The organism is Pseudomonas sp. 8(2025) (assembly GCF_052665325.1).
The window spans coordinates 246,518-272,874 of sequence record NZ_JBQOIE010000003.1 but is presented as its reverse complement, the minus strand read 5'-3'; the positions used below and the strand labels follow the sequence as shown (position 1 = coordinate 272,874).

Annotated in this window: 26 protein-coding genes; 16 read left to right on the top strand and 10 right to left on the bottom strand. The window is 62.2% G+C overall.

Annotation, left to right across the window (positions count from 1 at the left end):
* Nucleotides 1-58 precede the first annotated feature (58 nt).
* Entirely contained in the window at nucleotides 59-715 is a 657-nt protein-coding gene (locus tag ACUXVH_RS08085) for an alpha/beta hydrolase (RefSeq protein ID WP_445494496.1), read from the bottom strand.
* Nucleotides 716-1,191: 476 nt separating this feature from the next.
* Between ACUXVH_RS08085 and ACUXVH_RS08080 the strand changes: the two genes are divergently transcribed.
* The 4 genes from ACUXVH_RS08080 (at nucleotide 1,192) to ACUXVH_RS08065 (ending at nucleotide 5,350) form a co-directional block, all read left to right on the top strand.
* Complete coding sequence (locus ACUXVH_RS08080; RefSeq protein WP_011059399.1) at nucleotides 1,192-2,220, top strand: amino acid ABC transporter substrate-binding protein; 1,029 nt, start codon at nucleotides 1,192-1,194, stop codon at nucleotides 2,218-2,220.
* 65 nt (nucleotides 2,221-2,285) lie between these two features.
* On the top strand, nucleotides 2,286-3,467 hold the full coding sequence (locus tag ACUXVH_RS08075; protein ID WP_065364585.1) for an amino acid ABC transporter permease: 1,182 nt from the start codon (nucleotides 2,286-2,288) through the stop codon (nucleotides 3,465-3,467).
* A gap of 10 nt (nucleotides 3,468-3,477) precedes the next feature.
* A complete protein-coding gene (locus ACUXVH_RS08070; RefSeq protein WP_011059401.1) occupies nucleotides 3,478-4,575 on the top strand; it encodes an amino acid ABC transporter permease in 1,098 nt (365 codons plus the stop codon).
* A 10-nt stretch (nucleotides 4,576-4,585) separates the two neighbouring features.
* Entirely contained in the window at nucleotides 4,586-5,350 is a 765-nt protein-coding gene (locus ACUXVH_RS08065; protein WP_041116093.1) for an amino acid ABC transporter ATP-binding protein, read from the top strand.
* Nucleotides 5,351-5,415: 65 nt separating this feature from the next.
* On the opposite strand, the gene ACUXVH_RS08060 is transcribed toward ACUXVH_RS08065, so the two are convergent.
* Together ACUXVH_RS08060 and ACUXVH_RS08055 are read right to left on the bottom strand one after the other, a co-directional pair.
* Nucleotides 5,416-5,898, bottom strand: a complete 483-nt coding sequence (locus tag ACUXVH_RS08060) for a type II toxin-antitoxin system MqsA family antitoxin (protein WP_065364584.1) — start codon at nucleotides 5,896-5,898, stop codon at nucleotides 5,416-5,418.
* Complete coding sequence (locus tag ACUXVH_RS08055) at nucleotides 5,895-6,206, bottom strand: type II toxin-antitoxin system MqsR family toxin (protein ID WP_011059404.1); 312 nt, start codon at nucleotides 6,204-6,206, stop codon at nucleotides 5,895-5,897. Before ACUXVH_RS08055 ends, ACUXVH_RS08060 begins: the two co-directional genes overlap by 4 nt.
* A 165-nt stretch (nucleotides 6,207-6,371) precedes the next feature.
* On the opposite strand from ACUXVH_RS08055, the gene ACUXVH_RS08050 reads away from it, so the two are divergent.
* The 5 genes from ACUXVH_RS08050 to ACUXVH_RS08030 all read left to right on the top strand — a co-directional run bounded on the left by ACUXVH_RS08050 (nucleotide 6,372) and on the right by ACUXVH_RS08030 (nucleotide 10,305).
* Nucleotides 6,372-7,031, top strand: coding sequence for a FadR/GntR family transcriptional regulator (locus ACUXVH_RS08050; protein ID WP_065364583.1), 660 nt, complete (start codon nucleotides 6,372-6,374; stop codon nucleotides 7,029-7,031).
* A 13-nt stretch (nucleotides 7,032-7,044) separates the two neighbouring features.
* Nucleotides 7,045-8,337: a CynX/NimT family MFS transporter gene (locus ACUXVH_RS08045; RefSeq protein ID WP_053156472.1), complete on the top strand. Its 1,293-nt coding sequence runs from the start codon at nucleotides 7,045-7,047 to the stop codon at nucleotides 8,335-8,337.
* Between the two features lie 99 nt (nucleotides 8,338-8,436).
* Nucleotides 8,437-8,907, top strand: coding sequence for a nuclear transport factor 2 family protein (locus ACUXVH_RS08040; protein WP_011059407.1), 471 nt, complete (start codon nucleotides 8,437-8,439; stop codon nucleotides 8,905-8,907).
* A gap of 54 nt (nucleotides 8,908-8,961) precedes the next feature.
* The gene (locus ACUXVH_RS08035) at nucleotides 8,962-9,282 is read left to right on the top strand and encodes a GIY-YIG nuclease family protein (RefSeq protein ID WP_011059408.1); all 321 of its coding nucleotides are present in this window, start codon (nucleotides 8,962-8,964) and stop codon (nucleotides 9,280-9,282) included.
* A gap of 87 nt (nucleotides 9,283-9,369) precedes the next feature.
* Nucleotides 9,370-10,305 carry a glutathione S-transferase family protein gene (locus tag ACUXVH_RS08030; RefSeq protein WP_015634257.1) on the top strand — a complete coding sequence of 312 codons (936 nt, stop codon included), beginning with the start codon at nucleotides 9,370-9,372 and terminating at the stop codon, nucleotides 10,303-10,305.
* Nucleotides 10,306-10,384: 79 nt separating this feature from the next.
* On the opposite strand, the gene ACUXVH_RS08025 is transcribed toward ACUXVH_RS08030, so the two are convergent.
* Together ACUXVH_RS08025 and yejK are read right to left on the bottom strand one after the other, a co-directional pair.
* On the bottom strand, nucleotides 10,385-10,738 hold the full coding sequence (locus ACUXVH_RS08025) for a glutaredoxin family protein (RefSeq protein ID WP_011059410.1): 354 nt from the start codon (nucleotides 10,736-10,738) through the stop codon (nucleotides 10,385-10,387).
* Nucleotides 10,738-11,742 (bottom strand): nucleoid-associated protein YejK, encoded by a 1,005-nt coding sequence (yejK, locus tag ACUXVH_RS08020; protein ID WP_011059411.1) that lies wholly within the window; start codon nucleotides 11,740-11,742, stop codon nucleotides 10,738-10,740. Before yejK ends, ACUXVH_RS08025 begins: the two co-directional genes overlap by 1 nt.
* 394 nt (nucleotides 11,743-12,136) lie before the next feature.
* Between yejK and ACUXVH_RS08015 the strand changes: the two genes are divergently transcribed.
* Complete coding sequence (locus ACUXVH_RS08015; protein ID WP_003440137.1) at nucleotides 12,137-12,418, top strand: HU family DNA-binding protein; 282 nt, start codon at nucleotides 12,137-12,139, stop codon at nucleotides 12,416-12,418.
* A 94-nt stretch (nucleotides 12,419-12,512) separates the two neighbouring features.
* On the opposite strand, the gene rlmF is transcribed toward ACUXVH_RS08015, so the two are convergent.
* The 5 genes from rlmF to ACUXVH_RS07990 form a co-directional block, all read right to left on the bottom strand.
* Nucleotides 12,513-13,538 (bottom strand): 23S rRNA (adenine(1618)-N(6))-methyltransferase RlmF, encoded by a 1,026-nt coding sequence (gene rlmF, locus ACUXVH_RS08010; RefSeq protein WP_065364582.1) that lies wholly within the window; start codon nucleotides 13,536-13,538, stop codon nucleotides 12,513-12,515.
* A gap of 204 nt (nucleotides 13,539-13,742) precedes the next feature.
* Nucleotides 13,743-16,589 (bottom strand): valine--tRNA ligase, encoded by a 2,847-nt coding sequence (locus ACUXVH_RS08005; RefSeq protein ID WP_445494489.1) that lies wholly within the window; start codon nucleotides 16,587-16,589, stop codon nucleotides 13,743-13,745.
* 119 nt (nucleotides 16,590-16,708) lie between these two features.
* A complete protein-coding gene (locus ACUXVH_RS08000; protein ID WP_053156481.1) occupies nucleotides 16,709-17,197 on the bottom strand; it encodes a hypothetical protein in 489 nt (162 codons plus the stop codon).
* A 7-nt stretch (nucleotides 17,198-17,204) separates the two neighbouring features.
* Complete coding sequence (locus tag ACUXVH_RS07995; protein WP_015634262.1) at nucleotides 17,205-17,633, bottom strand: DNA polymerase III subunit chi; 429 nt, start codon at nucleotides 17,631-17,633, stop codon at nucleotides 17,205-17,207.
* Nucleotides 17,634-17,693: 60 nt separating this feature from the next.
* Complete coding sequence (locus ACUXVH_RS07990) at nucleotides 17,694-19,184, bottom strand: leucyl aminopeptidase (protein ID WP_065364580.1); 1,491 nt, start codon at nucleotides 19,182-19,184, stop codon at nucleotides 17,694-17,696.
* A 306-nt stretch (nucleotides 19,185-19,490) separates the two neighbouring features.
* Here ACUXVH_RS07990 and lptF point away from each other — a divergent pair, with 306 nt between their 5' ends.
* The 6 genes from lptF (at nucleotide 19,491) to era (ending at nucleotide 26,292) form a co-directional block, all read left to right on the top strand.
* A complete protein-coding gene (lptF, locus tag ACUXVH_RS07985; protein WP_065364579.1) occupies nucleotides 19,491-20,609 on the top strand; it encodes an LPS export ABC transporter permease LptF in 1,119 nt (372 codons plus the stop codon).
* The gene (lptG, locus tag ACUXVH_RS07980) at nucleotides 20,602-21,663 is read left to right on the top strand and encodes an LPS export ABC transporter permease LptG (protein WP_065364578.1); all 1,062 of its coding nucleotides are present in this window, start codon (nucleotides 20,602-20,604) and stop codon (nucleotides 21,661-21,663) included. Before lptF ends, lptG begins: the two co-directional genes overlap by 8 nt.
* A gap of 168 nt (nucleotides 21,664-21,831) precedes the next feature.
* The gene (gene lepA / locus ACUXVH_RS07975) at nucleotides 21,832-23,631 is read left to right on the top strand and encodes a translation elongation factor 4 (RefSeq protein WP_011059419.1); all 1,800 of its coding nucleotides are present in this window, start codon (nucleotides 21,832-21,834) and stop codon (nucleotides 23,629-23,631) included.
* A gap of 5 nt (nucleotides 23,632-23,636) precedes the next feature.
* Nucleotides 23,637-24,491: a signal peptidase I gene (gene lepB, locus ACUXVH_RS07970; RefSeq protein WP_011059420.1), complete on the top strand. Its 855-nt coding sequence runs from the start codon at nucleotides 23,637-23,639 to the stop codon at nucleotides 24,489-24,491.
* A 216-nt stretch (nucleotides 24,492-24,707) separates the two neighbouring features.
* Nucleotides 24,708-25,397, top strand: a complete 690-nt coding sequence (gene rnc / locus ACUXVH_RS07965) for a ribonuclease III (protein WP_011059421.1) — start codon at nucleotides 24,708-24,710, stop codon at nucleotides 25,395-25,397.
* Nucleotides 25,390-26,292: a GTPase Era gene (era, locus tag ACUXVH_RS07960; protein WP_019094760.1), complete on the top strand. Its 903-nt coding sequence runs from the start codon at nucleotides 25,390-25,392 to the stop codon at nucleotides 26,290-26,292. The genes rnc and era overlap by 8 nt, the downstream gene beginning before the upstream one ends.
* Nucleotides 26,293-26,357 lie beyond the last annotated feature (65 nt).

Genomic DNA, 26,357 nt, shown 5'->3' with positions numbered 1-26,357 from the left:
TGCAAGAAGCGGGCGCGGCGTAGTCTGTTGCTCGCCGGGGGCACGGCGCGCGGATTTTCTAGCGCAAGCGCTCGCTCAGCCAGGTGCCGATGTCGCGGATTTCCTCTGGTAACACCTCGTGTTCCATTGGGTATTCCTGCCATGTCACGGTGACACCATGCTGCTTCAGGTACTCATAAGCGGTACGGCCCATGGCGTTCTGCACCACTTCGTCGTACTGGCCGTGCAGGCAAAGCACCGGAATCCGCTGTTGGCTGGCCGATAGTTGCAGTTCATCGCTGAAGGTCGGGGCATAGGTGGACAGGGCAAGTACGCCACCCAATGGACCCTGCCATTTGAGGAAGGCGGTGTGCAGTACAACGGCGCCACCCTGGGAGAAGCCGGCGAGGAAAATTCGCGATGCGTCTATTCCGCTGGTGCGTTGTTCTTCGATCAGTCTGATGACCTCATCAGACGATTCCTCGAGCTGTTCACGGCTGATGGCGCGGGCCGGGTTCATGGCCAGAATGTCGTACCAGCTGGGCATGGCATATCCGCCATTGATGGTCACTGCCCGGGTCGGCGCCTGGGGCAATACGAAGCGCGTGCTCAGCAGGGTTTCCAGCAGCATCTCGGCTACCGGCAGGAAGTCGTAACGGTCCGCTCCCAGGCCGTGAAGCCAGATCACACAGGCATCTGCGGGCTTGCTGGGCTGAAGAATCAAGGGCTCGGTCATGGCTGCTCCATTTGTGTGCGTGCGCGCTGATTGAGTGCGTGAGTGAAGGGCGCGCCCGGTTGATCGGTGAAGAAGATGTCGCACGGTTGAACGTTTTACTGTTGACCACTGGCTGAAACGCTTTAGCCGGGACTGTGGTACGGGCTTTGCTATGGCTCAGAAAGAGGAGTCCAGGTGAAAGCCCTGTCCGCCGGCGGTAACACTAACAGGCTACCGCAGGCGATGGGATAGCCAGCCTCCTCTGATGAAGGTTCGCCACTGGCCGCTACGGGCTTTGCGAACTGCGAAGGGCTACAGCCCGTTCGGCCGATTGGTGAGATGTAGGCCCCCTATTACGTGGATTTCTCCTACTAGACTCATAGCTAAGGTCTTACGCCGCTTGACCCCATAAAAAAGCCGACACGGGTCAACAGCGCCTCATGAGGGGGCGGCAGGACTCAAGCTCCGACACAACAAGAGCAAAATTGGAGGTTTGAATGAAGATGTTGAAATCCACCCTGGCTGCCGTCACGGCAGCAACGGTGCTGGGTATGAGCGGTTTCGCACAGGCGGGTGCGACCCTCGATGCAGTACAGAAGAAAGGATTCGTGCAATGCGGCGTCAGTGACGGTTTGCCGGGCTTCTCGGTACCGGATGCCACCGGCAAGATCCTCGGCATCGATGCCGACGTTTGCCGCGCGGTGGCGGCTGCGGTGTTCGGCGATGCGACCAAGGTCAAGTTCAGCCAGTTGAACGCCAAGGAGCGCTTCACTGCGCTGCAGTCCGGCGAGATCGACGTGCTGTCGCGCAACACCACCTGGACCAGTTCCCGCGATGCGGGCATGGGCCTGGTGTTCGCCGGCGTCACCTATTACGACGGCATCGGTTTCCTGGTGAACAAAAAACTGGGCGTAAAAAGCGCCAAAGAGCTGGACGGTGCGACTATCTGTATTCAAGCCGGTACTACTACCGAACTGAACGTGTCGGACTACTTCCGCGGCAATGGTCTGAAATACACCCCGATCACTTTCGATACCTCTGACGAAAGCGCCAAGTCCCTGGAGTCCGGGCGTTGCGACGTACTGACCTCCGACAAATCCCAGCTCTACGCACAGCGCAGCAAGCTGGCAACCCCTACCGACTATGTCGTTCTGCCGGAAACCATCTCCAAGGAGCCCCTGGGCCCGGTGGTGCGCAAGGGCGACGAAGAGTGGTTCAGCATCGTCAAGTGGACCCTGTTCGCCATGCTCAACGCCGAAGAGGCGGGCGTCACCTCGAAGAACGTCGAGGCTGAAGCCAAATCCACCAAGAACCCTGATGTTGCACGTCTGCTGGGCGCGGACGGTGAATACGGCAAAGACCTGAAGCTGCCGAAGGACTGGGTGGTGCAGATCGTCAAGCAAGTAGGTAACTACGGTGAAGTGTTCGAGAAAAACCTCGGCAAGAGCACGCCACTGGCCATCGACCGCGGCCTGAACGCGCTGTGGAACAACGGCGGCATCCAATACGCACCACCTGTGCGCTGATGGTTCTATCACCCGGCGGGCCAACCGCCGGGTGATGTTCTGTTCCATTATTCCTGGGGCACTTCATGCAAAATACAATCGGCGCACCCAAGCAGAGGCTTAGCCTCAGCGACCCGCGTGCGCGCGCCTGGCTGTTCCAGATCATCACCCTGGTGGCGGTGGTTTCGCTGGGATGGTTTCTGTTCGACAACACGCAAACCAACCTCCAGCACCGAGGGATCACCTCGGGTTTCGACTTTCTCGAGCGCAGCGCCGGGTTCGGCATCGCGCAACACCTGATTGCCTACACCGAAGCGGACAGTTATGCCCGGGTGTTCGTCATCGGCCTGCTCAACACCCTGCTGGTGACCTTTATCGGGGTGATCCTCGCGACCCTGCTGGGGTTCATCATCGGTGTGGCGCGGCTATCGCCGAACTGGATCATCAGCAAGCTGGCGACGGTGTATGTGGAAGTGTTCCGCAACATTCCGCCGCTGCTGCAGATCCTGTTCTGGTACTTCGCGGTATTCCTGACCATGCCGGGGCCGCGCAACAGCCACAACTTTGGCGATATGTTCTTTGTCAGCAGCCGCGGCCTGAACATGCCGGCGGCGCAGATGGCCCCCGGTTTCTGGGCGTTTGTCGCAAGCCTGGTCCTGGCCATCGGCGCCATCGCGCTGATGTGCCGCTGGGCCAACCGGCGCTTTGAGGCCACCGGCGTGCCTTTTCACAAGTTCTGGAGCGGCCTGGGCCTGCTGTTGGTGATTCCCGCGTTGTGCACGCTGATCTTCGGCTCGCCGGTGCACTGGGAGATGCCGAAGCTGGCGGGGTTCAATTTCGTCGGCGGCTGGGTACTGATTCCCGAGCTGCTGGCCCTGACCCTGGCCCTGACTGTCTACACCGCGGCGTTCATCGCCGAGATCGTGCGGTCCGGGATCAAGTCGGTGAGCCACGGCCAGACCGAGGCGGCCCGCTCCCTGGGGCTGCGCAACGGCCCTACCCTGCGCAAGGTGATCATTCCCCAGGCCCTGCGGGTGATCATTCCGCCGCTGACCAGCCAATACCTGAACCTGGCGAAGAACTCTTCCCTGGCCGCGGGTATCGGCTACCCGGAAATGGTTTCGCTGTTCGCCGGCACGGTGCTCAACCAGACCGGCCAGGCCATTGAGGTCATTGCCATCACCATGAGCGTGTACCTGGCGATCAGCATCAGCATTTCCCTGCTGATGAACTGGTACAACAAGCGCATTGCGCTGATCGAGCGGTGAGGAAGCGCCCATGACGACTCATACCTTCAAGCCCGATATGCCGCCGCCCAGCCGCAGTATCGGCGTGCTGGCGTGGATGCGCGCCAACATGTTCTCCAACTGGCTCAATACCCTGTTGACCCTGTTTGCCTTCTACCTGATCTACCTGGTGGTGCCGCCGCTGCTGCATTGGGCGATTCTCGACGCCAACTGGGTCGGTACCTCTCGCGCCGACTGCACCAGGGGCGGCGCCTGCTGGGTGTTCATCCAGCAGCGCTTCGGCCAGTTCATGTACGGCTACTACCCGGTGGAACTGCGCTGGCGAGTGGACCTGAGCGTGTGGCTGGCGGTGATCGGTGCCGCACCGTTGTTCATCTCGCGCTTCCCGCGCAAGGCGATCTACGGGCTGTGCTTCCTGGTGGGTTACCCGATCATTGCCTACAGCCTGTTGCACGGCGGTTACCTGGGCCTGAGCACGGTGGCCACCAGCCAGTGGGGTGGCCTGATGCTGACCCTGGTGATTGCCACCGTGGGCATCGCCGGGGCACTGCCGCTGGGAATCCTGCTGGCATTGGGAAGGCGCTCCAACCTGCCGGCGATCCGCGTAGTCTGCGTGACCTTCATCGAGTTCTGGCGCGGCGTGCCGCTGATCACCGTGCTGTTCATGTCCTCGGTGATGCTGCCGCTGTTCCTGCCCGAAGGCATGAATTTCGACAAGCTGTTGCGTGCGCTGATCGGGGTGATCCTGTTCCAGTCGGCCTATGTGGCCGAGGTGGTGCGGGGTGGCTTGCAGGCCATTCCCAAGGGCCAGTACGAAGCGGCTGCGGCCATGGGCCTGGGCTACTGGCGCGCCATGGGCCTGGTGATTCTGCCGCAGGCCCTGAAGCTGGTGATTCCCGGCATCGTCAACACCTTCATCGCCCTGTTCAAGGACACCAGCCTGGTGATCATCATTGGCCTGTTCGACCTGCTCAACAGCGTCAAACAGGCCGCCGCCGACCCCAAATGGCTGGGCATGGCCACTGAAGGCTATGTCTTCGCGGCCCTGGTGTTCTGGATTTTCTGTTTTGGTATGTCCCGCTACTCCATGCACCTGGAGCGTAAGTTGGACACAGGCCACAAGCGTTAGGAGTATCTCCATGAGTGAAGCGAGCAAAAAGCCTGTGGGCCCTGAAGGCATTATTCAGATGCAGGGTGTGAACAAGTGGTACGGCCAGTTCCACGTGTTGAAGGACATCAACCTCAACGTCCGCCAAGGCGAACGCATTGTCCTGTGCGGGCCTTCGGGGTCGGGCAAATCCACCACCATCCGCTGCCTCAACCGCCTGGAAGAACACCAGCAGGGGCGCATCGTGGTGGACGGCGTGGAACTGACCAACGACCTCAAGCAGATCGAGGCCATTCGCCGGGAAGTGGGCATGGTGTTCCAGCACTTCAACCTGTTCCCGCACCTGACCATTTTGCAGAACTGCACGTTGGCGCCGATGTGGGTACGCAAGATGCCCAAGCGCAAGGCCGAGGAAATCGCCATGCATTACCTGGAGCGAGTGCGCATTCCGGAGCAGGCCAACAAGTACCCTGGCCAGCTCTCCGGTGGCCAGCAGCAACGGGTGGCGATTGCCCGGGCGTTGTGCATGAAGCCTAAGATCATGCTCTTTGACGAGCCCACCTCGGCCCTCGACCCGGAGATGGTCAAGGAGGTGCTGGACACCATGATCGGCCTGGCCGAAGACGGCATGACCATGCTCTGCGTGACCCACGAAATGGGCTTTGCCCGCACCGTGGCCAACCGGGTGATCTTCATGGACAAGGGCGAGATCGTCGAGCAGGCGGCGCCCAACGACTTCTTCGACAACCCGCAGAACGACCGTACCAAGCTGTTCCTGAGCCAGATCCTGCATTGATGCTGCAGCGGGGCCTGCGCTGACGATAAACCCGGACTGGCTCCGGGTTTATTTTTGCCCGGCGTTCAACGGCCGGCAGCGCCGAGCTGTGGTTCGGGTTGGTCGCTCAAGGCTGAGGGCGCCAGTTGCGGCTCGCTGAGCTCCAGTACGTCCTTCATCAACTGCGGGTGGCGATCCAGCAGGCGCATCAGCATGTACAGCGGTTGAGGGGCACCGACTTCGCCGCGCTCATAACGGGAAAAGGCATTGTGCCCGCCACCCGACAGCAGCCTGACCGCTTCTTTCTGGGAAAGGTGCAGCTTGCGGCGGATGCGCTTCATGTCGGCGGCGACGATCTGCCGGTAATCCTCCAGCAATTGGTCGCCCGCGGCGGCGTAACGTTCTGCGCTCGGTGCGTCGAATTCGATCTCACCGCACTCCTGGCATTCCCAACCCGCCAGGCCATGGAGGTGACGCTGCAGATGCCGGTAGTCGATAAGCTCGCTGCGCTGCTCGAACGCCAGCATGCCGGTGGGAGCGCCGCAGCTGTAGCACTGTTGTCGTTTCATGCTTGTGCCTCCTTGAAGGAGATCACTGGAGGCCCTATGCCGGGGCGCTGGGTGATCTTGATGTAGAGCGTCCGGTTATCGATGCCGGTGTAATACACGTCCTGCCACACCCGGTGATCGTGATAGGTGGTCATCGATTTGTAGAACATGCTGCCCTGGAGTCCGGCTATCACTCGTTGCATGGCCGCCAAGGACAATCCGAGTTCCTTGCCGCAGAGCAACGCGCTTCGAGTGAAGGCTTGCGCCCCTTGCCGAACGACCTGTGCCTTGATCAGCGACAGGTCATAGTGAGGTGTTTTCTTTTCCATGAGACACCCTTGAGGCTGACTCGAAATTACCCTTAAAGGGTTTTTTGTCAAGGCCTGTTTGAAATGGCGAAAGTGCCTGCACCAGCCTAAAACGTTGAACTCTGGGAAAGGTCTGAATACCATGCCAGGCAATTCGTCCGATGATTGGATGAAAGAGTGAGTTCAATGAGCGAAATATCCCCCCTGATCAAACGTTCCCTGGTCGACCAGGCCCTGGAGCAACTGCGCCTGCGCATCACCAATGGCGCCTGGGTCGTGGGCCAGCGCCTGCCCACCGAACCGGAACTGGCCAGTGAGCTGGGCATCAGCCGCAACACCGTGCGCGAGGCCCTGCGAGTACTGGCGTTTTCCGGGCTGATCGAGATCCGCCAGGGTGACGGCAGTTACCTGCGGGCGGTGGCCGATCCCTTGGACATGCTCCAGGCACTGTCCCAGTGCTCCCTGGAGCAGGCCCGGGAAACCCGCCACATTCTGGAAGTGGAGGCCGTCGGCCTGGCCGCCCTGCGCCGCACCGACGAGGACCTGCACGCCCTGAGCGATGCGCTGGCCGTTAGCGGCGGGCACTTTCATGGCGACCTGGAAAGCTACATCGCCTGCGACCTGGTGTTTCACCAGCGCCTGGTGGACGCCGCCCACAACCCGACCCTCAGCCAGCTGTATCGCTATTTCTCCAGCGTGGTCGGCGCCCAGTTGCGCCAGACCCTGACCGTGACCCCCAGGCGTCAGGAAGTCTTCGATCGGCACCAACACCTGCTGGATGCCATCGAGCAACGCGACCCCGAACGGGCCAAGAACATTTCCCGCCAGCTGATCAACGAATCCTGAGTCCGAGACCTCCATGTCCAATCAAACGGTACCTGCGAAAACCCCGTCCTCGCCTCGGCGTTCTGCCGAGCTCGAAGAGCTGCTGATCGACGCCGAGGCTGATGATGAGGAGGTGCAGCAGGCTCCACCGCCTCTGCAGCGCCCCTGGCTGTTGCTGCTGGGGCTGATCCTGGTGGCGCTGAACCTGCGTCCGGCGCTGTCGAGCATGGCGCCACTGCTCAGTGATGTGTCGCAGCACCTGGGGCTATCGGCCGCCAAGGCCGGGCTGCTGACTACCTTGCCGGTGCTGTGCCTGGGGCTGTTCGCGCCTTTGGCGCCGCTGCTGGCCCGGCGCTTCGGCGCCGAGCGGGTGGTGCTGGGCATCCTCATGACCCTGGCCCTGGGCATTGTGCTGCGCAGTTCCTTCGGTGAGGTCGGAGTGTTTGCCGGGAGCATCCTGGCCGGCGCCAGCATCGGCGTGATCGGGGTGCTGCTGCCGGGTATCGTCAAGCGTGACTTCGCCCGGCACGCGGGCACCATGACCGGGGTCTACACCATGGCCCTGTGCCTGGGTGCGGCGATGGCGGCGGGGGCCACGGTACCTCTGAGCCAGCATTTCGGGGGCAGTTGGGCCATGGGGCTGGGCTTCTGGGTGGTGCCGGCGCTGGTGGCGGCCCTGTTCTGGTTGCCTCAGGTCGGGCACAAGCACGGTGCTCACCATGTGGCCTTTCGCGTGCGCGGCCTGTTGCGGGACCGCCTGGCCTGGCAGGTAACCCTGTACATGGGCCTGCAATCCTCCCTGGCGTACATCGTGTTTGGCTGGTTGCCGTCGATCCTGATCGGCCGTGGGCTGACCCCGACCCAGGCCGGGCTGGTGCTGTCCGGTTCGGTGATCGTGCAATTGGCCAGTTCTCTGGCGGCGCCCTGGCTGGCGACCCGGGGCAAGGACCAGCGCCTGGCCATCGTGATTGTCATGCTGATGACCCTGGGCGGCCTGTTCGGTTGCCTGTACGCGCCCATCGAGGGCCTGTGGGGCTGGGCGGTCCTGCTGGGCCTGGGGCAGGGCGGCACCTTCAGCCTGGCCCTGACCCTGATCGTGCTGCGCTCCCGGGACCCCCATGTGGCGGCCAACCTGTCGAGCATGGCCCAGGGCATCGGCTACACCCTGGCTTCCATGGGGCCGTTTGCGGTGGGCCTAGTGCACGACTGGACCGGGGGCTGGAACGCTGTGGGCTGGATTTTCGCGGTGTTGGGCTGCGGTGCGATCATTGCCGGGCTGGGCGCCGGTCGTTCGCTGCATGTGCAGGTGCAGAGCGAGAGAATCTGACGGGCCTTGCTTGCGCTATTTGCCCGGTAAATGCCGATAGTGTTCGCCGGGGTTGCGGATTATTGTGCTGCATCCCTCTTGCCCTTTCGGAGTCCGTTCATGAGTGATGCCCATCGCGCCCTGATCACCGAGTTCTATCAGGCTTTCCAGCGTCTGGATGCCGAGGCCATGAGCGCCTGCTACACCGAGGATGTGCTGTTCAGTGACCCGGCGTTCGGCGAGTTGCGCGGGCGTGATGCCGGCGATATGTGGCGCATGCTCACCTCCCGTGCCAAGGACTTTTCCCTGACTTTCGATCAGGTGCGTGCCGACTCGAATTCCGGCGGCGCGCACTGGGTTGCCACCTACCTGTTCAGCCAGACCGGCAATACGGTGATCAACGATATCCAGGCCCGGTTCGTGTTTCGCGACGGCAAGATCTGCGAGCATCACGATCAGTTCGACATGTGGCGTTGGGCGCGCCAGGCCCTGGGCACCAAGGGCCTGCTGCTGGGTTGGACGCCGCTGCTCAAGAATGCTGTTCGAGCCCAGGCGCGCAAGGGGCTCAAGGCCTTCCAGAGCGGTCGCTGAAAGCCATCCTCTGCTAAGATCGCGGCTTGTTATCCACAGGCCTCGATACCTTTTGTGACCAGCCCTCTTTCATCCTCCAGTGCCGAAACGGCGCAGCCTGCCACTGACGCCAAGCCCTGGTTCGTGTATCTGGTGCGGGCGGCCAACGGTGCCCTGTACTGCGGTATCAGCGACGACCCGGTGAAGCGCTTCGCCAAGCACCAGAGCGGCAAGGGCGCGCGTTTCTTTCTCTCCAGCCCGGCGGTGGCGCTGGTCTATACCGAGGCTTGCCGGGACAAGGGCGAAGCCTTGCGCCAGGAGCGGCTGATCAAGAAGCTCAGGAAGAGTGCCAAGGAATGCCTGGTGGCTTCGGCCACCGCCGCGGCATCAATCTGACTGATAGGTTCTCATCAGCCGGATCTGTAGGCCGTCCACGGATTGCGCGCTAAGCTCAGCGCTCTCCCTCTTCCGGCGGACCCCAGCATGTCAGAGTTGATTCTCCACCATTACCCGACCTCTCCCTTTGCGGAAAAAGCCCGCTTGCTGCTGGGTTTCAAGGGTCTGTCCTGGCGCTCGGTGAAGATTTCCCCGGTGATGCCCAAGCCCGACCTGACCGCCCTGACCGGTGGCTATCGCAAGACCCCGGTGTTGCAGGTCGGCGCGGATATCTATTGCGACACGGCCTTGATCGCGCGCCGCCTGGAACAGGAAAAATCCTCGCCTGCGCTGTTTCCCGAAGGCCAGGAAATGATCAGTGCGGCCTTCGCCGCCTGGGTCGATTCGGTAGTGTTCCAGCACGCGGTGACCCTGGTATTCCAGCCTGAATCCGCAGCCGTGCGTTTCGGCAAGCTGCCGCCGGAAGCGGTCAAGGCCTTCATGGCCGACCGTGCCGGGCTGTTCAGTGGCGGCAGCGCCAGCCGGCTCCCTCTGGAGGTGGCCAAGCATCAGTGGCCGACCCTCATGGCGCGCCTGGAGCAGCAGTTGCAGCGCGAGCCCGGGGACTTCCTGTTTGGCCAACCGTCGATTGCCGATATTGCCCTGGCTCACCCGCTGTGGTTCCTCAAGGGCACGCCGGTGACCGCGCCGCTGGTGGACGACTACCCGGCGGTTGCTGGCTGGCTGGCGCGGGTCCTGGGTTTCGGGCATGGCTCCTTCACCGAAATGAGCGCCGAAGAGGCCCTCGAGGTCTCGCGCAGTGCCACCCCGGCGGCGCTGCCGGATGAACAGTTCGTCGACCCCAACGGCTTCAAGGCGGGCCAGCAGGTGGTGATTGCCGCGACTGACTACGGTGTCGACCCGGTGGCGGGCGAGTTGCTGTTCGCCGGTACTGAAGAGCTGATCCTGCGCCGTGAAGATCCACGTGCCGGTGTGGTCCACGTGCACTTCCCACGGCTGGGCTTTCGCATCCAGGCCCAGTGATGCATATCTGCAGGAGCTGGCTTGCCTGCGAAGGCGTTCCCAGAGCGGCCGCCCCCTTCGCTGGCAAGCGAAACGGCTCCTAGGGCTTCAGCGCGGCCATGATTGCGTCGGGGTCGTAGGTGCGGATCAGGGTGCCATTCACGTCCAGGATCGGAATCCCGGCACCGCCCAGGGCGGTGTAGGCCTGGCGTGCCGCGGCGTCTTTCTCGATGTCGAATTCCCGGAAGGGAATGCCCTTCTGATCGAGAAAGCGCCGGGTGGCCTTGCAGTAGCCGCACCAGTCGGTGGCGTACAGCACCACCCGGGCATGCTCGCGGGTCTCTTCGCTGACCATTGCCGAAGGGTTGAACAGCCGTTCGATCTTGCCCCAGTGCTGGTAGGTCACCACCACCAGCAGGATCAGCAGGAACTTCTTCAATACCCCCTGGAGCATCAGTTACGGCGCTTGAGCTGGTCGGTCAGTTGGGTGGGCAGGCCCTTGATGATCAGGGTCCCGGCTTCTTCGTCGTACTCGATCTTCGAACCCAGCAGATGGGCCTCGAAACTGATGGACAGGCCCTCGGCGCGACCGGTGAAGCGGCGGAACTGGTTCAGGGTGCGCTTGTCCGCCGGGATCTCCGGCGACAGCCCGTAGTCCTTGTTGCGGATGTGATCGTAGAACGCCTTGGGGCGATCCTCGTCGATCAGTTCCGAGAGTTCTTCCAGGCCCATGGGTTCGCCGAGCTTGGCCTGGCTGCTGGCGTAGTCCACCAGGGTCTTGGTCTTCTCCCGGGCCGAGTCTTCCGGCAGGTCCTCGCTTTCCACGAAGTCGCTGAAGGCCTTGAGCAGGGTGCGGGTCTCGCCCGGGCCGTCGACACCTTCCTGGCAGCCGATGAAGTCGCGGAAATACTCCGAGACCTTCTTGCCGTTCTTGCCCTTGATAAAGGAGATGTACTGCTTGGACTGCTTGTTGTTCTGCCATTCGGAGATGTTGATCCGCGCCGCCAGATGCAACTGGCCCAGGTCCAGGTGGCGCGACGGCGTCACGTCCAGCTGGTCGGTCACCGCCACGCCCTCGCTGTGGTGCAGCAGGGCGATCGCCAGGTAGTCGGTCATGCCTTGCTGGTAGTGGGCGAACAGTACGTGGCCGCCCACCGACAGGTTGGACTCTTCCATCAGCTTCTGCAGATGCTCCACCGCCACCCGGCTGAACGCGGTGAAGTCCTGGCCGCCGTCCAGGTACTCCTTCAGCCAGCCGCTGAAGGGGAACGCACCGGACTCGGGGTGGAACAGGCCCCAGGCTTTGCCCTGTTTGGCGTTATAGCTTTCATTGAGATCGGCGAGCATGTTCTCGATGGCCGCGGACTCTGCCAGTTCGGAATCGCGGGCGTGCAGGACTGCTGGGCTGCCGTCGGGTTTTTTGTCGATCAGGTGGACGATGCAATGACGGATCGGCATGGGCTTCTCGGCTGATTGAAGGGGGAGGGCGGGCTCCCCGAAAAAGTGCCCAGTGTACCGCACCCGCTGGTTTTGGCGCGGTTTGCCGGGTGATGAACGGCTCGTCGGTAAGGCTTATGCATTTTTTTACCGATTTAGAGCAATAAAGCTGACCAAATGGCTAGGTAGAGGCGGATATTTCCCCGTCTGTGTGCTAGTTTTGCCCCGTCTTACGCGATGTCTCAGCGTTAAGCGTGCATTCAGCATTTGTCGGGTCGAACCAAACCCTGATTTCGGTATCTATAACCCCGATCTGTCGTGGTTGTAACCGGGGTGCCAGATTCACAAGATCTGGCTCGATGGCTGACACTGCACTCTGCAATCCAAATGAATTTGATAGGGAAGGAACACCACAATGGCTATTACTAAAGACCAACTGATCGCTGATATCGCTGAAGCTATCGACGCGCCGAAAACCACCGCGCGTAACGCCCTGGACCAACTGGCTCAGATCGTTGCTGATCAATTGGAAAATGGCGGCGAAATCACTCTGCCAGGTATCGGCAAACTGAAAGTGACCGAGCGTCCTGCCCGTACTGGCCGTAACCCATCGACTGGCGCTGCCATCGAAATCGCTGCCAAGAAAGTTATCAAGCTGGTTGTGGCTAAAGGCCTGACCGACGCTGTTAACAAGTAATACTTGCAGTGAAACCGTGCTCAGAAGTCTTCCGGGCACGGTTTGTGTGATACCGATTCACGCAAGGTGAATCGTCTTTGAATTCCCCGCCTCTCTAGTTCTTCCTAACCCAGCGTTCCTGACCCCAGGCCTGTTGCTGTGCCTTGTCCTTGAAGGTCCAGGCGACGAAGCGGCTCTGTTTCTGCCCCTGGGACATTTCCACCACCTGGCTTTCCAGGGCTCCGGCCTTTTTCAGCGCGCTTTCAATCGCCGGCAGGTTAGAGGCCTTCGACACCAGGGTGCTGAACCACAGTACCTGTTGGCCGACGCTGGCGCTTTCACTGATCAACTGGCTGACAAAGCGGATCTCGCCGCCTTCGCACCAGAGCTCCCGGGCCTGCCCGCCGAAATTCAGCACCGGCAATTTGCGCTTGGGGTCGGCCTTGCCCAGGGCCCGCCATTTACGCTGGCTGCCGCGGGTGGCTTCGTCCAGGGAGGCATGGAAGGGCGGGTTGCACATCGTCAGGTCGAAACGCTCGGTGCTGTCCAGCAGGCCGGTGAGGATCTGCTTGGGATTGCCCTGCTGGCGCAGGCTGATGGCCTTGTTCAAGCCGTTGGCCTGGACAATCGCCTTGGCCGCGGCCAGGGCGGTGCTGTCGATGTCCGAGCCGAGGAACTGCCAGCGGTAGTCGCTGTAGCCGATCAGGGGGTAGATGCAGTTGGCGCCGACGCCGACATCCAGGACCCGCACGGCCGCGCCACGAGGGATTTCACCCTGGTTGTGGCTGGCCAGCAGATCGGCGAGGAAGTGCACATAGTCAGCGCGACCGGGCACTGGTGGGCAGAGGAAGTCCGCCGGAATATCCCAGTGGGCGATGCCGTAGAAGGCCTTGAGCAGGGCCCGGTTGAATACCCGCACGGCGGCCGGGTCGGCAAAATCGATGCTTTCCTTGCCATAGGGATTGAGGATCACGAATTGCCCCAGCTCCGGGGTGCTCTTGATCAGTTGCGGGAAGTCGTAACGCCCCTGGTGACGATTGCGCGGATGCAGGCTGGCCTTTTCCCGGGGCGTGGCGGGCTTGGCTGGGGAGGCAGGCTTGGGCTTTTTGCGCGAAGGCTTGGGGGTGCTGGGGGCGGTCATGGGGGATCGATTCGGGGGTGGTTCAAAGTGGCGGGCATTGTCCCATATCTTGCGGCGTTGGGGCGTGAGGCTTCGCCGTCGGCAGCCGGCCCCTGCCAAAGCACCGTCTACTGGTAGGAGCTGGCTTGCCAGCGAAAGCGATCTGCCGCCAATAAAAAAGGGAGGCCTTTGCGGCCTCCCTCTTTCACACTGCGCGAATCGCCGTTACAGGCTGGAGATCCGTGCGTGCTGCTCCGCCAGCTTGCCCAGGGCCTGTTCGGCCTCGGTCAGTTTGGCGCGTTCCTTCTCGATCACTTCGGCCGGGGCCTTGTCGACGAAGGACGGGTTGGACAGCTTGCCGCCCACTCGCTGCACTTCGCCTCGCAGGCGCTGGATTTCCTTGTCCAGGCGTGCCAGTTCGGCGCCCTTGTCGATCAGGCCGGCCATGGGCACCAGCACTTCCATCTCACCCACCAGGGCTGTGGCGGACAGCGGCGCTTCGTCGCCGGCAGCCAACACAGTGATGGACTCGAGACGGGCCAGCTTCTTCAGCAAGGCTTCGTTCTCGGTCAGGCGACGCTGGTCTTCGGCGCTGACGTTCTTCAGGAACAGGGCCAGGGGCTTGCCCGGGCCGATGTTCATTTCCGCGCGAATGTTGCGCGTGCCGAGCATCAGGCCCTTGAGCCATTCGATGTCGTCCTCGGCGCCTTGGTCGATGCGGGTTTCGTTAGCCACCGGCCAAGGTTGCAGCATGATGGTCTTGCCGGTGCTGCCTGCCAACGGCGCCAGGCGCTGCCAGATTTCCTCGGTGATGAACGGCATGAACGGATGCGCCAGGCGCAGCGCCACTTCCAGCACGCGCACCAGGGTGCGACGGGTGCCGCGCTGGCGTTCAACCGGCGAGTTCTCGTCCCACAGCACCGGCTTGGACAGCTCCAGGTACCAGTCGCAGTACTGGTTCCAGATGAACTCGTACAGGGCCTGGGCGGCCAGGTCGAAACGGAACTGGTCGAGTTGGCGGGTGACTTCGGCTTCAGTGCGCTGCAGCTGCGAAATGATCCAGCGGTCCGCCAGGGACAGCTCGTAAGCTTCGCCGTTCTGGCCGCAGTCCTCGCCCTTGTCCAGCACGTAGCGCGCGGCGTTCCAGATCTTGTTGCAGAAGTTGCGGTAACCCTCGACGCGGCCCATGTCGAACTTGATGTCGCGACCAGTGGTGGCCAGGGAGCAGAAGGTGAAGCGCAGGGCGTCGGTGCCGTAGCTGGCGATGCCGTCGGCGAATTCGGCGCGGGTCTGCTTCTCGATGGCTTTCTGCAGTTTGGGCTGCATCAGGCCGGTGGTGCGCTTCTGCACCAGGGTTTCCAGGTCAATACCGTCGATGATGTCCAGCGGGTCGAGGACGTTGCCCTTGGACTTGGACATCTTCTGGCCCTGGCCGTCGCGGACCAGGCCGTGCACGTACACGGTCTTGAACGGAACCTGCGGCGTGCCGTCTTCGTTCTTCACCAGGTGCATGGTGAGCATGATCATCCGGGCGACCCAGAAGAAAATGATGTCGAAGCCGGTGACCAGCACGTCGGTGGGGTGGAAGGTCTTGAGGAAGTCGGTCTGCTCTGGCCAGCCCAGGGTCGAGAAAGTCCACAGCCCCGAACTGAACCAAGTGTCGAGCACGTCGTTGTCCTGCTGCAGGGCAACGTCCGGGCCGAGGTTGTGCTTGGCCCGTACTTCCGCTTCGTCGCGGCCGACATAGACCTTGCCCGACTCGTCGTACCAGGCCGGAATGCGGTGGCCCCACCACAGCTGGCGGCTGATGCACCAGTCCTGGATGTCGCGCATCCAGGAGAAATACATGTTCTCGTACTGCTTGGGCACGAAGGCGATGCGGCCGTCTTCCACGGCGGCGATGGCAGGTTCTGCCAGCGGCTTGGTGGAGACATACCACTGGTCGGTCAGCCACGGCTCGATGACGGTGCCGGAACGGTCGCCCTTCGGCACTTTCAGCGCGTGGTCGTCGACGCTCACCAGCAGGCCGGCGGCGTCGAACGCGGCAACGATCTGCTTGCGTGCTTCGAAGCGGTCCAGGCCCACGTACTCGGCCGGGATCTTGCCGTCGACGCTGTCGTTCAGGCTGCCGTCCAGGTTGAACACCTGGCAGGCCGGCAGTACGGCGGCGTTCTTGTCGAAGATGTTGAGCTGCGGCAGGTTGTGGCGCTTGCCGACTTCATAGTCGTTGAAGTCGTGGGCCGGGGTGATCTTCACGCAGCCGGTGCCGAACTCGGGGTCGCAGTAATCGTCGGCGATGATCGGGATGCGGCGGCCCACCAGGGGCAGCTCGACGAATTTGCCGATCAGGGCCTTGTAGCGCTCGTCTTCAGGGTTCACCGCGACGGCGGAGTCACCGAGCATGGTTTCCGGACGGGTGGTGGCGACGATCAGGTAGTCGTTGCCTTCGGCTGTCTTGGCGCCGTCGGCCAGTGGGTACTTGAGGTTCCACAGGAAACCCTTCTCGTCGTGGTTTTCCACTTCGAGGTCGGAAATCGCCGTGTGCAGCTTGGTGTCCCAGTTCACCAGGCGCTTGCCGCGGTAGATCAGGCCGTCTTCGTGCAGGCGCACGAAGGCTTCCTTCACCGCTTCCGAGAGGCCGTCGTCCATGGTGAAGCGCTCGCGGCTCCAGTCGACGGAGGAGCCCAGGCGGCGGATCTGGCGGCTGATGTTGCCCCCGGACTGATCCTTCCATTCCCAGACTTTCTCGAGGAATTTTTCCCGGCCCAGGTCATGGCGATTCTGGCCCTGGGCTTCGATCTGGCGCTCCACCAGCATTTGCGTGGCGATACCGGCGTGGTCGGTGCCCGGCTGCCACAGGGTGTTGCGACCCTGCATGCGGCGGAAACGGATCAGGGCGTCCATGATCGCGTTGTTGAAGCCGTGGCCCATGTGCAGGCTGCCGGTGACGTTCGGCGGCGGGATCATGATGGTGTAGGAGTCGCCCGCGCCTTGCGGGGCGAAGTAGTTCTCGGACTCCCAGGTCTGGTACCAGGAAGTTTCAATGGCGTGCGGCTGGTAGGTCTTATCCATGCGCGGCGGGACCCTATTGGCATTTATTCAGGAAAAGCCGGGAAGTATAGCGGAGGGGGGCGGCAGCAAGCCACCAGCGGCAAGCGACAAGATGGCCCGGCCCGGCTTTTGCGTGTGGCTTATGGTTTGCCGCTGGTGGTCGCTGCGAGCAGGCGTTCCAGGCGGGCGTCGAGGCGACGCTTGATCTCGGTTTCGATATGCGGCGCGAAGTCGTCGATCACGTCCTGCATGATCAGTTGTGCGGCGGCGCGCAGTTCGCTGTCCAGGTGCAGCAAGGCATCGGCGTTGTTGCTGGCGGTGGCAGGCTTGGCGACGGGGGCCGCCGCTGCAGGTGCTGGAGCGGGTGTTGCCGCTTGAGCCGGCGCGGGGGTGGCCACTTGCGCCGGGGCTGGCGCGGGTTGCGCCTTGGCGGGTGCGGCAGGAGCGGCTTGGGCAGCGGCCGGCTGCTGGTTGCCCACCATATCGAACAGCAGGGGAATCTGTACTTCGCTGCTGACGGTCTCGGTCAGCAGTGGCGGTTGCAGGTTTTCATCGCCGAGCAGTTTACGGATCGACTCGAGGTCATCCAGCAGGTGCGCGGGCTTTTGCAGCGGATTGGGAGTGTCCATCGGGTGCTCAGAGTCGCTGTAAACGGTGATCTTGCAGAGGATAGCCCTGTTCGCGATAGAAACGGAAACTCTCGCGGGCCGCCTGACGAATAGCGGGGTCTTCCACCACCACCTCGGCAATCCGGGCAAAACGCGGGGCGAAGGCCGGCACTTTCAGGTCCAGGTTCACCAGCAGGTCATTGTGGGGGCCGGGGTCCTGGCCGAGGCCGAGGACGATCAGGCTTTCGGGTTCGCTTTCCGCCGGGCCGTGGGGGACGAAGGTTTCGCCCTTGAAGCGCCACAGGCGGGCATCGAGCTCGTCCCGTTGCTCTGCATCGCTGCAATGCAGGTAGATGCGGTGGCCCATGCGCCAGGCCTTGTCGGTGAGCTTGCAGGCAAAATCCAGGCGCGCCGCAGGGTCCGCGCTGGGAAGAATATAGAAGTCGACTTTGGTCATTGGGCTTCCTGAGCCGAGGAGGGCGCCGCCTTCATGCGGCGCCCCCTGCGGTCATGGTTTTCAGGCTTTGGCGCGGTCCAGCAGGTATTGGGTCAGCAGGGGGACCGGACGGCCAGTGGCGCCTTTGTCCTTGCCACCGCTGGTCCAGGCAGTGCCGGCGATGTCCAGGTGCGCCCAGTTGAGGTTCTTGGTGAAGCGCGAGAGGAAGCAGGCGGCGGTGATGGTGCCGGCCTTCGGCCCGCCGATGTTGGCGATGTCGGCGAACGGGCTGTCCAGTTGCTCCTGGTACTCGTCGAACAACGGCAGTTGCCAGGCGCGGTCGTCGGCTTGCTGACCGGCGCTGAGCAGTTGGCCGATCAGTTCGTCGTTGTTGCCCAGCAGGCCCGAAGTATGGGCGCCCAGGGCGACCACGCAGGCACCGGTGAGGGTGGCAATATCGATCACGGCCTGTGGCTTGAAGCGCTCGGAGTAGGTCAGGGCATCGCACAGCACCAGGCGGCCTTCGGCGTCGGTGTTGAGGATCTCCACGGTCTGCCCGCTCATGGTGGTGACGATGTCGCCAGGGCGCGCGGCGCCACCGCTGGGCATGTTCTCGGCGCAGGCCAGGATGCACACCAGGTTGATCGGCAGCTTCAGCTCCAGCACGGCGCGCAGGGTGCCGAACACGCTGGCGGCGCCGCCCATGTCGTACTTCATTTCATCCATGCCGGCGCCCGGCTTGAGGCTGATGCCGCCGGTGTCGAAAGTGATGCCCTTGCCCACCAGGGCGAACGGCTTCTCGGACTTCTTGCCGCCGTTGTACTGCATGACGATCAGGCGTGGCGGCTGGTCGCTGCCCTGGCCCACGGCATAGAACGAGCCCATGCCCAGTTCCTTGATCTTCTTCTCGTCGAGGACCTCGACCTTCAGGCCCTTGAACTCCTTGCCCAGGGCCTTGGCCTGTTCGCCGAGGAAGGTCGGGTGGCAGACGTTCGGCGGCAGGTTGCCCAGGTCGCGGGTAAAGGCCATGCCGTTGGCGATGGCCTGGGCATGGGTCACGCCGCGCTGGACTTCGGCTTCGGCGGCCTTGATGGTCAGCAGGGTGATTTTCTTCAGGGCGCGGGGCTCGGCCTTCTGGCTCTTGTAGCGGTCGAAGACATAACCACCGTCCACCAGGGTTTCCGCCAGCAGGCGGGTCTTGCCGTAGCTGTCGCGGCCCTTGACCACGACTTCATCCAGCGCCAGCACGGCGTCGCTGCCGCCCAGGCCCTTGAGGGTGGTGAGCACGCCGCTGATGATCTTGCGGAACGGGCGGTCGCCCAGTTCGCCGTCCTTGCCGGTGCCTACCAGCAGCACCCGCTCGGCCTTGAGCTTGGCCACGCCGTGCAGCAGCAGGCTCTGGCCGACCTTGCCGGCCAGGTCGCCGCGCTTGAGTACGGCGCTGATGGCACCGCCGCTGAGTTCGTCGAGTTGCTTGGCAACGCTGCCGAGTTTGCGGCCTTCGCCGACGGCGACCACCAGGGTGGCGGTCTTCAACGTTTCCGGGCTAACGCTTTTTACAACCAGTTCCATGTCTGGGTCCCTGAATAAATGGTCAAAGAGCGCAGGAAGCTGTCCTGCGCCGAGCTTATCTATATAGAAGAAGACGCCGCATGCTGCCGACGACAAAGCCGCCAGTTTGAACCTCGCCGGTCGCGGCTGACAACCCTCGCATGGGCCAGTTTCGGCGCATTAGAGCGCTGGGTGAGCATCCTCCGTGACAGGCGCGCGCAATCACAGGATAATGCGCCATCTTTTTTCGGCGGCCCTGCGTCTGGGGCCGGCTCGATACGTTTGCTTGTTCGGCCGCCTTAGCCTGACAACCCTGGAGTGTCTGGTTTGATCGTCTTTCGTTATCTGTCCCGCGAAATCCTGCTGACCCTGAGTGCCGTGAGCGCGGTATTGCTGGTCATCATCATGAGCGGGCGCTTCGTCAAGTTCCTCGCGCAAGCCGCCTCGGGGGCCCTGGATCCGGGCTCGCTGTTCCTGATCATGGGTTTTCGCCTGCCGGGCTTCTTGCAACTGATCCTGCCCCTGGGGCTGTTCCTCGGCATTCTCCTGGCTTACGGCCGGCTCTATCTCGAAAGCGAGATGACCGTGCTGTCGGCCACCGGCATGAGCCAGCAACGCCTGCTGGGCATGACCATGATCCCGGCGGCTTTGGTGGCCCTGCTGGTGGCCTGGCTGAGCCTGAGCCTGGCGCCCCAGGGTGCCAACCAGTTCCAGCTGCTGCTGAACAAGCAGGATGCCCTGACCGAGTTCGACACGCTGGTGGCCGGGCGCTTCCAGGCGCTCAACGACGGTACCCGGGTCACCTACACCGAGCAGTTGTCCGAAGACCGGGCCAACCTGGGCGGCGTGTTCATTTCCGAGAAACGCCTGGGCCAGCAGAAAAAGGACGAGGGCATTTCGGTGCTGGTGGCCGAGAAGGGCCATCAGGACATTCGCCCCGACGGCAATCGCTACCTGATCCTGGAAAACGGCTATCGCTATGACGGCAACCCGGGCGAGGCCAACTACCGGGTGATCAAGTACGACACCTACGGTGTTTTGCTGGAACGTCCGGACGTCAGCGACGAAGTCACCGATCGCGACGCCATGCCGACCTCCCAACTGATCGGCAAGGATGACCTGCGGGCACGTGCCGAGCTGCAATGGCGCCTGTCCCTGCCATTGCTGGTGTTTATCGTGACCTTGATGGCGGTGCCGTTGTCCCGGGTCAACCCGCGCCAGGGCCGCTTCCTCAAGCTGATCCCGGCGATCCTGCTGTACATGGCCTACCTGACCATCCTGATCGCCGTGCGCGGTGCACTGGAGAAGGGCAAGATTTCCCCGGCCCTGGGGCTGTGGTGGGTGCACCTACTGTTTCTGTTGATCGGCCTCGGCCTCATGTATTGGGAGCCGATGCGCTTGAAAATGGCGAGTCGTCGCAGTGTGAAGGAGATGGCTCGTGGTTAAGCTCGATCGCTACATCGGTAGCAGTGTGTTCATGGCTATCCTGGCGGTCCTGGGGATCATCCTCGGGCTGGCCTCGCTGTTTGCCTTCATCGATGAGATGGGGGCTGTCAACGAAACGTATACCGTGGTGGATGTAATGAGCTACGTGGCCCTCACTGCGCCGCGTCGGGTCTATGAAATGCTGCCCATGGCAGCCCTGATCGGCTGCCTGATCGGCCTTGGCAGCCTGGCCAGTAACAGCGAGTTGACCATCATGCGCGCGGCCGGTGTATCGGTGGGCCGTATTGTCTGGGCGGTCATGAAACCCATGCTGGTGCTGATGCTGGTGGGCGTGCTGGTGGGCGAATACGTAGCGCCGGCCACCGAGACCCAGGCCCAGGCCAGTCGGGCCCTGGCCCAGGGTTCCGGCGATGCCCAGAGTTCCAAGCACGGCCTGTGGCACCGCCAGGGCGATGAATTCATCCATATCAACGCAGTGCAGCCCAATGGCCTGCTTTATGGCGTGACCCGCTACCACTTCGATGACCAGCGCCACATGCTGTCGTCGAGTTTTGCCCGCCAGGCCCGTTTCCACGAGGACTACTGGCAGCTGACGGATGTCACCACCACCTACTTCCGCGACGGTCATACCGAAGTCATCAGCGTGCCCGGCGAACGTTGGGATGTGGCCTTGAGCCCGCAACTGCTGAGCACTGTGGTGATGGCGCCGGAATCCCTGTCCATCAGCGGCCTGTGGGGCTACATCCACTACCTGGCCGACCAGGGCCTGAACAACGGTCGCTACTGGCTGGCGTTCTGGGTCAAGGTCCTGCAGCCGCTGGTGACGGCGGCGCTGGTATTGATGGCCATTTCCTTCATTTTCGGTCCGCTGCGTTCGGTGACCCTGGGTCAGCGGGTATTCACCGGCGTACTGGTGGGTTTCACCTTCCGCATCGCCCAGGATCTGCTGGGCCCTTCGAGCCTGGTATTTGGCTTTTCGCCGCTGTTCGCGGTGCTGGTGCCTGCGGGTATCTGCGCGGTGGCGGGCGTCTGGCTGTTGCGCCGGGCCGGCTGATTCCGCGGCTTTGCCAGGGTCTTGACGTAACGCCCCGGTCCTTGGATCGGGGCGTTTTTGCATTTGACAAACGCTGACAGGCGAGCGTGACGCTTGTGCCGAGTATCAGGTACAATTCCCGGCTATTTTTCGGCGGGCCATGCCTGCAGCCTTTTTGAGTGTTCATCCGTGAGTGATTTGAGTCATATCCGCAATTTCTCCATCATCGCCCACATTGACCATGGCAAGTCGACTCTGGCCGATCGCTTCATCCAGATGTGCGGCGGCCTGGCCGAGCGCGAAATGGAAGCCCAGGTTCTGGACTCCATGGACCTTGAGCGTGAGCGCGGGATCACCATCAAGGCCCACAGCGTCACCCTCTATTACAAGGCCCGCGACGGCATTACCTACCAGCTGAACTTCATTGACACCCCGGGCCACGTGGACTTCACCTACGAAGTCAGCCGTTCCCTGGCGGCCTGTGAAGGTGCATTGCTGGTGGTGGACGCCGGCCAGGGCGTCGAAGCCCAGTCGGTTGCCAACTGCTACACCGCCATCGAGCAAGGCCTGGAAGTGATGCCGGTGCTGAACAAGATCGACCTGCCACAGGCCGATCCGGAGCGGGTCAAGGAAGAGATCGAGAAGATCATCGGTATCGATGCCACCGACGCCGTGACCTGCAGCGCCAAGACCGGCCTGGGCGTGGACGAGGTGCTCGAGCGCCTGGTGACCACCATTCCGGCACCGACCGGCAACATCGAAGACCCGCTGCAAGCCCTGATCATCGACTCCTGGTTCGACAACTACCTGGGCGTCGTGTCCCTGGTACGTGTACGTCATGGCCGGGTGAAGAAGGGCGACAAGATCCTGGTGAAATCCACCGGCAAGATCCACCTGGTGGACAGCGTTGGTGTATTCAACCCGAAACACACCGCCACCACCGACCTCAAGGCCGGTGAAGTGGGCTTCATCATCGCGGGCATCAAGGACATTCACGGCGCGCCCGTGGGTGACACCCTGACCCTGAGCTCGACCCCGGACGTTGAAGTGCTGCCGGGTTTCAAGCGCATCCAGCCCCAGGTCTACGCCGGCCTGTTCCCGGTCAGCTCCGACGACTTCGAGGATTTCCGCGAAGCGTTGCAGAAGCTCACCCTCAACGACTCGTCGCTGCAGTACACCCCGGAAAGCTCCGACGCCCTGGGCTTCGGCTTCCGCTGCGGGTTCCTCGGCATGCTGCACATGGAGATCATCCAGGAGCGCCTGGAGCGCGAGTACGACCTGGACCTGATCACCACCGCACCGACGGTAATCTTCGAGCTGCAACTGAAGAACGGTGAAACGATCTACGTCGACAACCCGTCCAAGCTTCCGGATCTGTCGGCGATCGAAGACATGCGCGAGCCGATCGTGCGGGCCAATATTCTTGTGCCGCAAGAGCACCTGGGCAACGTCATAACCCTGTGCATCGAGAAGCGCGGCGTACAGCACGACATGCTGTTCCTCGGCAGCCAGGTCCAGGTGACCTACGACCTGCCGATGAACGAAGTGGTCCTGGACTTCTTCGACCGCCTGAAATCCACCAGCCGCGGCTATGCTTCGCTGGATTACCATTTCGATCGTTACCAGTCGGCTAATCTGGTGAAACTGGATGTGCTGATCAACGGTGAGAAGGTCGACGCCCTGGCGTTGATCGTGCACCGTGACAACGCCCACTACAAAGGGCGTGCGCTGACCGAAAAGATGAAAGAACTGATTCCTCGGCAGATGTTTGACGTGGCAATCCAGGCCGCCATTGGCGGGCAGATTGTGGCGCGGACAACCGTCAAGGCGCTCAGAAAGAACGTACTGGCCAAATGCTACGGCGGCGACGTTAGCCGTAAGCGCAAGCTGTTGGAAAAGCAGAAGGCCGGTAAGAAACGCATGAAGCAAGTGGGCAACGTGGAAATTCCACAAGAAGCCTTCCTTGCCGTGCTCAGGTTGGATAGTTAGGTCCTATGTCACTAAATTTCCCGCTGTTGCTGGTCATCGCTGTCTTCGTTTGCGGTCTCTTGGCGTTGCTCGACCTGGTGTTCCTGGCACCGCGCCGGCGTGCCGCCATTGCCAACTATCAGGGCAGCGTCAGCCAGCCGGACGGGGTAGTGGTCGAGAAGCTGAGCAAAGAGCCGCTGCTGGTTGAATACGGCAAGTCGTTCTTTCCGGTGCTGTTCATCGTCCTGGTGCTGCGTTCGTTCCTGGTGGAGCCGTTCCAGATTCCATCGGGCTCGATGAAGCCGACCCTGGATGTGGGCGACTTCATCCTGGTGAACAAGTTTTCCTACGGGATCCGCTTGCCGGTGATCGACAAGAAGGTCATCGAAGTCGGTGATCCGCAGCGCGGCGATGTGATGGTGTTCCGCTACCCAAGCGATCCGAACGTCAACTACATCAAGCGTGTGGTCGGCCTGCCGGGTGATGAAGTGCGCTACACCAGCGACAAGCACCTGTTCGTCAACGGTCAGCCGGTGGCGGAGCAACTGGTGGGGGCTGAACCCGGCACCTTGGGCAGCGCCGAGCTGTACAAGGAAAAACTGGGCGCCGCCGAGCACTTGATCCGCAAGGAAATGAGCCGTTACCGGGCAACCCCGGACGGTCGCTGGGTGGTGCCGGCCGGGCACTACTTCATGATGGGCGACAACCGCGACAACTCTAACGACAGTCGCTACTGGGACGATCCAAGTATTCCCAAGGACCTGCTGGGCATGGTTCCCGACAAGAATATCGTCGGCAAGGCCTTCGCAGTCTGGATGAGCTGGCCCGAACCGAAACTCAGCCACCTGCCGAATTTCTCGCGGGTTGGCCTGATCAAGTAATCACACGCGGCGCTGTTGAACACAGCGCCGAATGCTTTTCTGGCTCTTGTATAAAACGGCCTTGCCCTTGGGCGACCCGTAACAGCCTTATCGCCAGAAGCATGCAGTCAACGATATTCAGGATGTAAATTTGAACACAGCGTTAATTGCCACCCGCACCTCGTGCGCGGCCCCTGGGATGGCGAGTTTCGGCAACGAAACCAGCGTGGGTAAACCGTGAGCGTTTCTTTGAGCCGTCTCGAGCGTCAGCTCGGTTATTCCTTCAAGGACCAGGAGCTGATGCTGCTGGCCCTCACTCACCGCAGCTTTGCCGGGCGCAACAACGAACGCCTGGAGTTTCTCGGTGACGCCATTCTCAACTTCGTTGCCGGCGAGGCGCTGTTCGAGCGCTTTCCCCAGGCCCGCGAAGGCCAGCTGTCGCGTTTGCGCGCGCGTCTGGTGAAAGGTGAAACACTGGCGGTGCTGGCCCGTGGTTTCGACCTGGGCGAGTACCTGCGCCTGGGCTCCGGCGAATTGAAGAGCGGCGGTTTCCGTCGTGAGTCGATCCTTGCCGATGCCCTGGAGGCCCTGATTGGTGCGATCTACCTGGACGCCGGCATGGAGACTGCCCGTGACCGCGTGCTGTCCTGGCTGGCCTCGGAGTTCGAGAGCCTGACCCTGGTGGACACCAACAAGGACCCCAAGACCCGGCTGCAGGAATTCCTCCAGTCCCGCGCCTGCGAATTGCCACGCTACGAAGTGGTGGATATCCAGGGCGAACCGCATTGCCGGACATTCTTCGTTGAATGTGAAGTCACCTTATTGAATGAAAAAAGCCGAGGTCAGGGTGTGAGCCGCCGTATTGCCGAACAGGTAGCGGCCGCCGCAGCACTGATTGCCCTGGGCGTGGAGAATGGCCATGACTGATTCAACTGCAACACGCTGTGGCTATGTCGCCATCGTCGGCCGCCCCAACGTGGGCAAGTCGACGCTGCTCAACCACATCCTCGGCCAGAAGCTGGCGATCACCTCGCGCAAGCCCCAGACCACTCGTCACAACATGCTCGGGATCAAGACCGAAGGCGCCATCCAGGCGATCTACGTCGATACCCCCGGTATGCACAAGAGCAACGAGAAGGCGCTGAACCGCTACATGAACAAGACCGCTTCGGCGGCGTTGAAAGACGTCGACGTGGTGATCTTCGTGGTCGATCGCACCAAGTGGACCGACGAAGACCAACTGGTGCTGGAGCGTGTGCAGTACGTGCAGGGCCCGGTAATCCTGGCGATCAACAAGACCGATCGCATCGAGGACAAGGCCGAGCTGATGCCGCACCTGACCTGGCTGCAGGAGCAACTGCCGAACGCCGAGATCGTGCCGGTCTCCGCCCAGCAGGGGCACAACCTCGAAGCCCTGGAAGGCCTGATCGCCAAGCACCTGCCGGAGAACGACCACTTCTTCCCGGAAGACCAGATCACCGACCGCAGCAGCCGCTTCCTCGCCGCCGAACTGGTGCGGGAAAAGATCATGCGCCAGCTCGGTGCCGAGCTGCCCTACCAGATCACCGTGGAAATCGAAGAGTTCAAGCAGCAGGGCAAGACCCTGCATATCCATGCCTTGATCCTCGTCGAGCGCGACGGCCAGAAGAAAATCATCATTGGCGACAAGGGTGAGCGGATCAAGCGCATCGGCATGGAGGCGCGCAAGGACATGGAGCTGCTGTTCGATTCCAAGGTCATGCTCAACCTCTGGGTCAAGGTCAAGGGCGGCTGGTCCGACGACGAACGCGCCCTGCGCTCGCTGGGCTACGGCGACCTCTGATGCACTTCGCCGGCAAGCCGGCTCCTGCACCTTCCTGTAGGAGCCGGCTTGCCGGCGTACAGCTG

Bases quoted from the DNA above. Each gene is read 5' to 3' on its own strand.
- ACUXVH_RS08085 (WP_445494496.1), bottom strand. From the start codon at position 715: ATGACCGAGCCCTTGATTCTTCAGCCCAGCAAGCCCGCAGATGCCTGT.
- ACUXVH_RS08080 (WP_011059399.1), top strand. From the start codon at position 1,192: ATGAAGATGTTGAAATCCACCCTGGCTGCCGTCACGGCAGCAACGGTG.
- ACUXVH_RS08075 (WP_065364585.1), top strand. From the start codon at position 2,286: ATGCAAAATACAATCGGCGCACCCAAGCAGAGGCTTAGCCTCAGCGAC.
- ACUXVH_RS08070 (WP_011059401.1), top strand. From the start codon at position 3,478: ATGACGACTCATACCTTCAAGCCCGATATGCCGCCGCCCAGCCGCAGT.
- ACUXVH_RS08065 (WP_041116093.1), top strand. From the start codon at position 4,586: ATGAGTGAAGCGAGCAAAAAGCCTGTGGGCCCTGAAGGCATTATTCAG.
- ACUXVH_RS08060 (WP_065364584.1), bottom strand. From the start codon at position 5,898: ATGAAACGACAACAGTGCTACAGCTGCGGCGCTCCCACCGGCATGCTG.
- ACUXVH_RS08055 (WP_011059404.1), bottom strand. From the start codon at position 6,206: ATGGAAAAGAAAACACCTCACTATGACCTGTCGCTGATCAAGGCACAG.
- ACUXVH_RS08050 (WP_065364583.1), top strand. From the start codon at position 6,372: ATGAGCGAAATATCCCCCCTGATCAAACGTTCCCTGGTCGACCAGGCC.
- ACUXVH_RS08045 (WP_053156472.1), top strand. From the start codon at position 7,045: ATGTCCAATCAAACGGTACCTGCGAAAACCCCGTCCTCGCCTCGGCGT.
- ACUXVH_RS08040 (WP_011059407.1), top strand. From the start codon at position 8,437: ATGAGTGATGCCCATCGCGCCCTGATCACCGAGTTCTATCAGGCTTTC.
- ACUXVH_RS08030 (WP_015634257.1), top strand. From the start codon at position 9,370: ATGTCAGAGTTGATTCTCCACCATTACCCGACCTCTCCCTTTGCGGAA.
- ACUXVH_RS08025 (WP_011059410.1), bottom strand. From the start codon at position 10,738: ATGCTCCAGGGGGTATTGAAGAAGTTCCTGCTGATCCTGCTGGTGGTG.
- yejK (WP_011059411.1), bottom strand. From the start codon at position 11,742: ATGCCGATCCGTCATTGCATCGTCCACCTGATCGACAAAAAACCCGAC.
- ACUXVH_RS08015 (WP_003440137.1), top strand. From the start codon at position 12,137: ATGGCTATTACTAAAGACCAACTGATCGCTGATATCGCTGAAGCTATC.
- rlmF (WP_065364582.1), bottom strand. From the start codon at position 13,538: ATGACCGCCCCCAGCACCCCCAAGCCTTCGCGCAAAAAGCCCAAGCCT.
- ACUXVH_RS08005 (WP_445494489.1), bottom strand. From the start codon at position 16,589: ATGGATAAGACCTACCAGCCGCACGCCATTGAAACTTCCTGGTACCAG.
- ACUXVH_RS08000 (WP_053156481.1), bottom strand. From the start codon at position 17,197: ATGGACACTCCCAATCCGCTGCAAAAGCCCGCGCACCTGCTGGATGAC.
- ACUXVH_RS07995 (WP_015634262.1), bottom strand. From the start codon at position 17,633: ATGACCAAAGTCGACTTCTATATTCTTCCCAGCGCGGACCCTGCGGCG.
- ACUXVH_RS07990 (WP_065364580.1), bottom strand. From the start codon at position 19,184: ATGGAACTGGTTGTAAAAAGCGTTAGCCCGGAAACGTTGAAGACCGCC.
- lepB (WP_011059420.1), top strand. From the start codon at position 23,637: ATGTCACTAAATTTCCCGCTGTTGCTGGTCATCGCTGTCTTCGTTTGC.
- era (WP_019094760.1), top strand. From the start codon at position 25,390: ATGACTGATTCAACTGCAACACGCTGTGGCTATGTCGCCATCGTCGGC.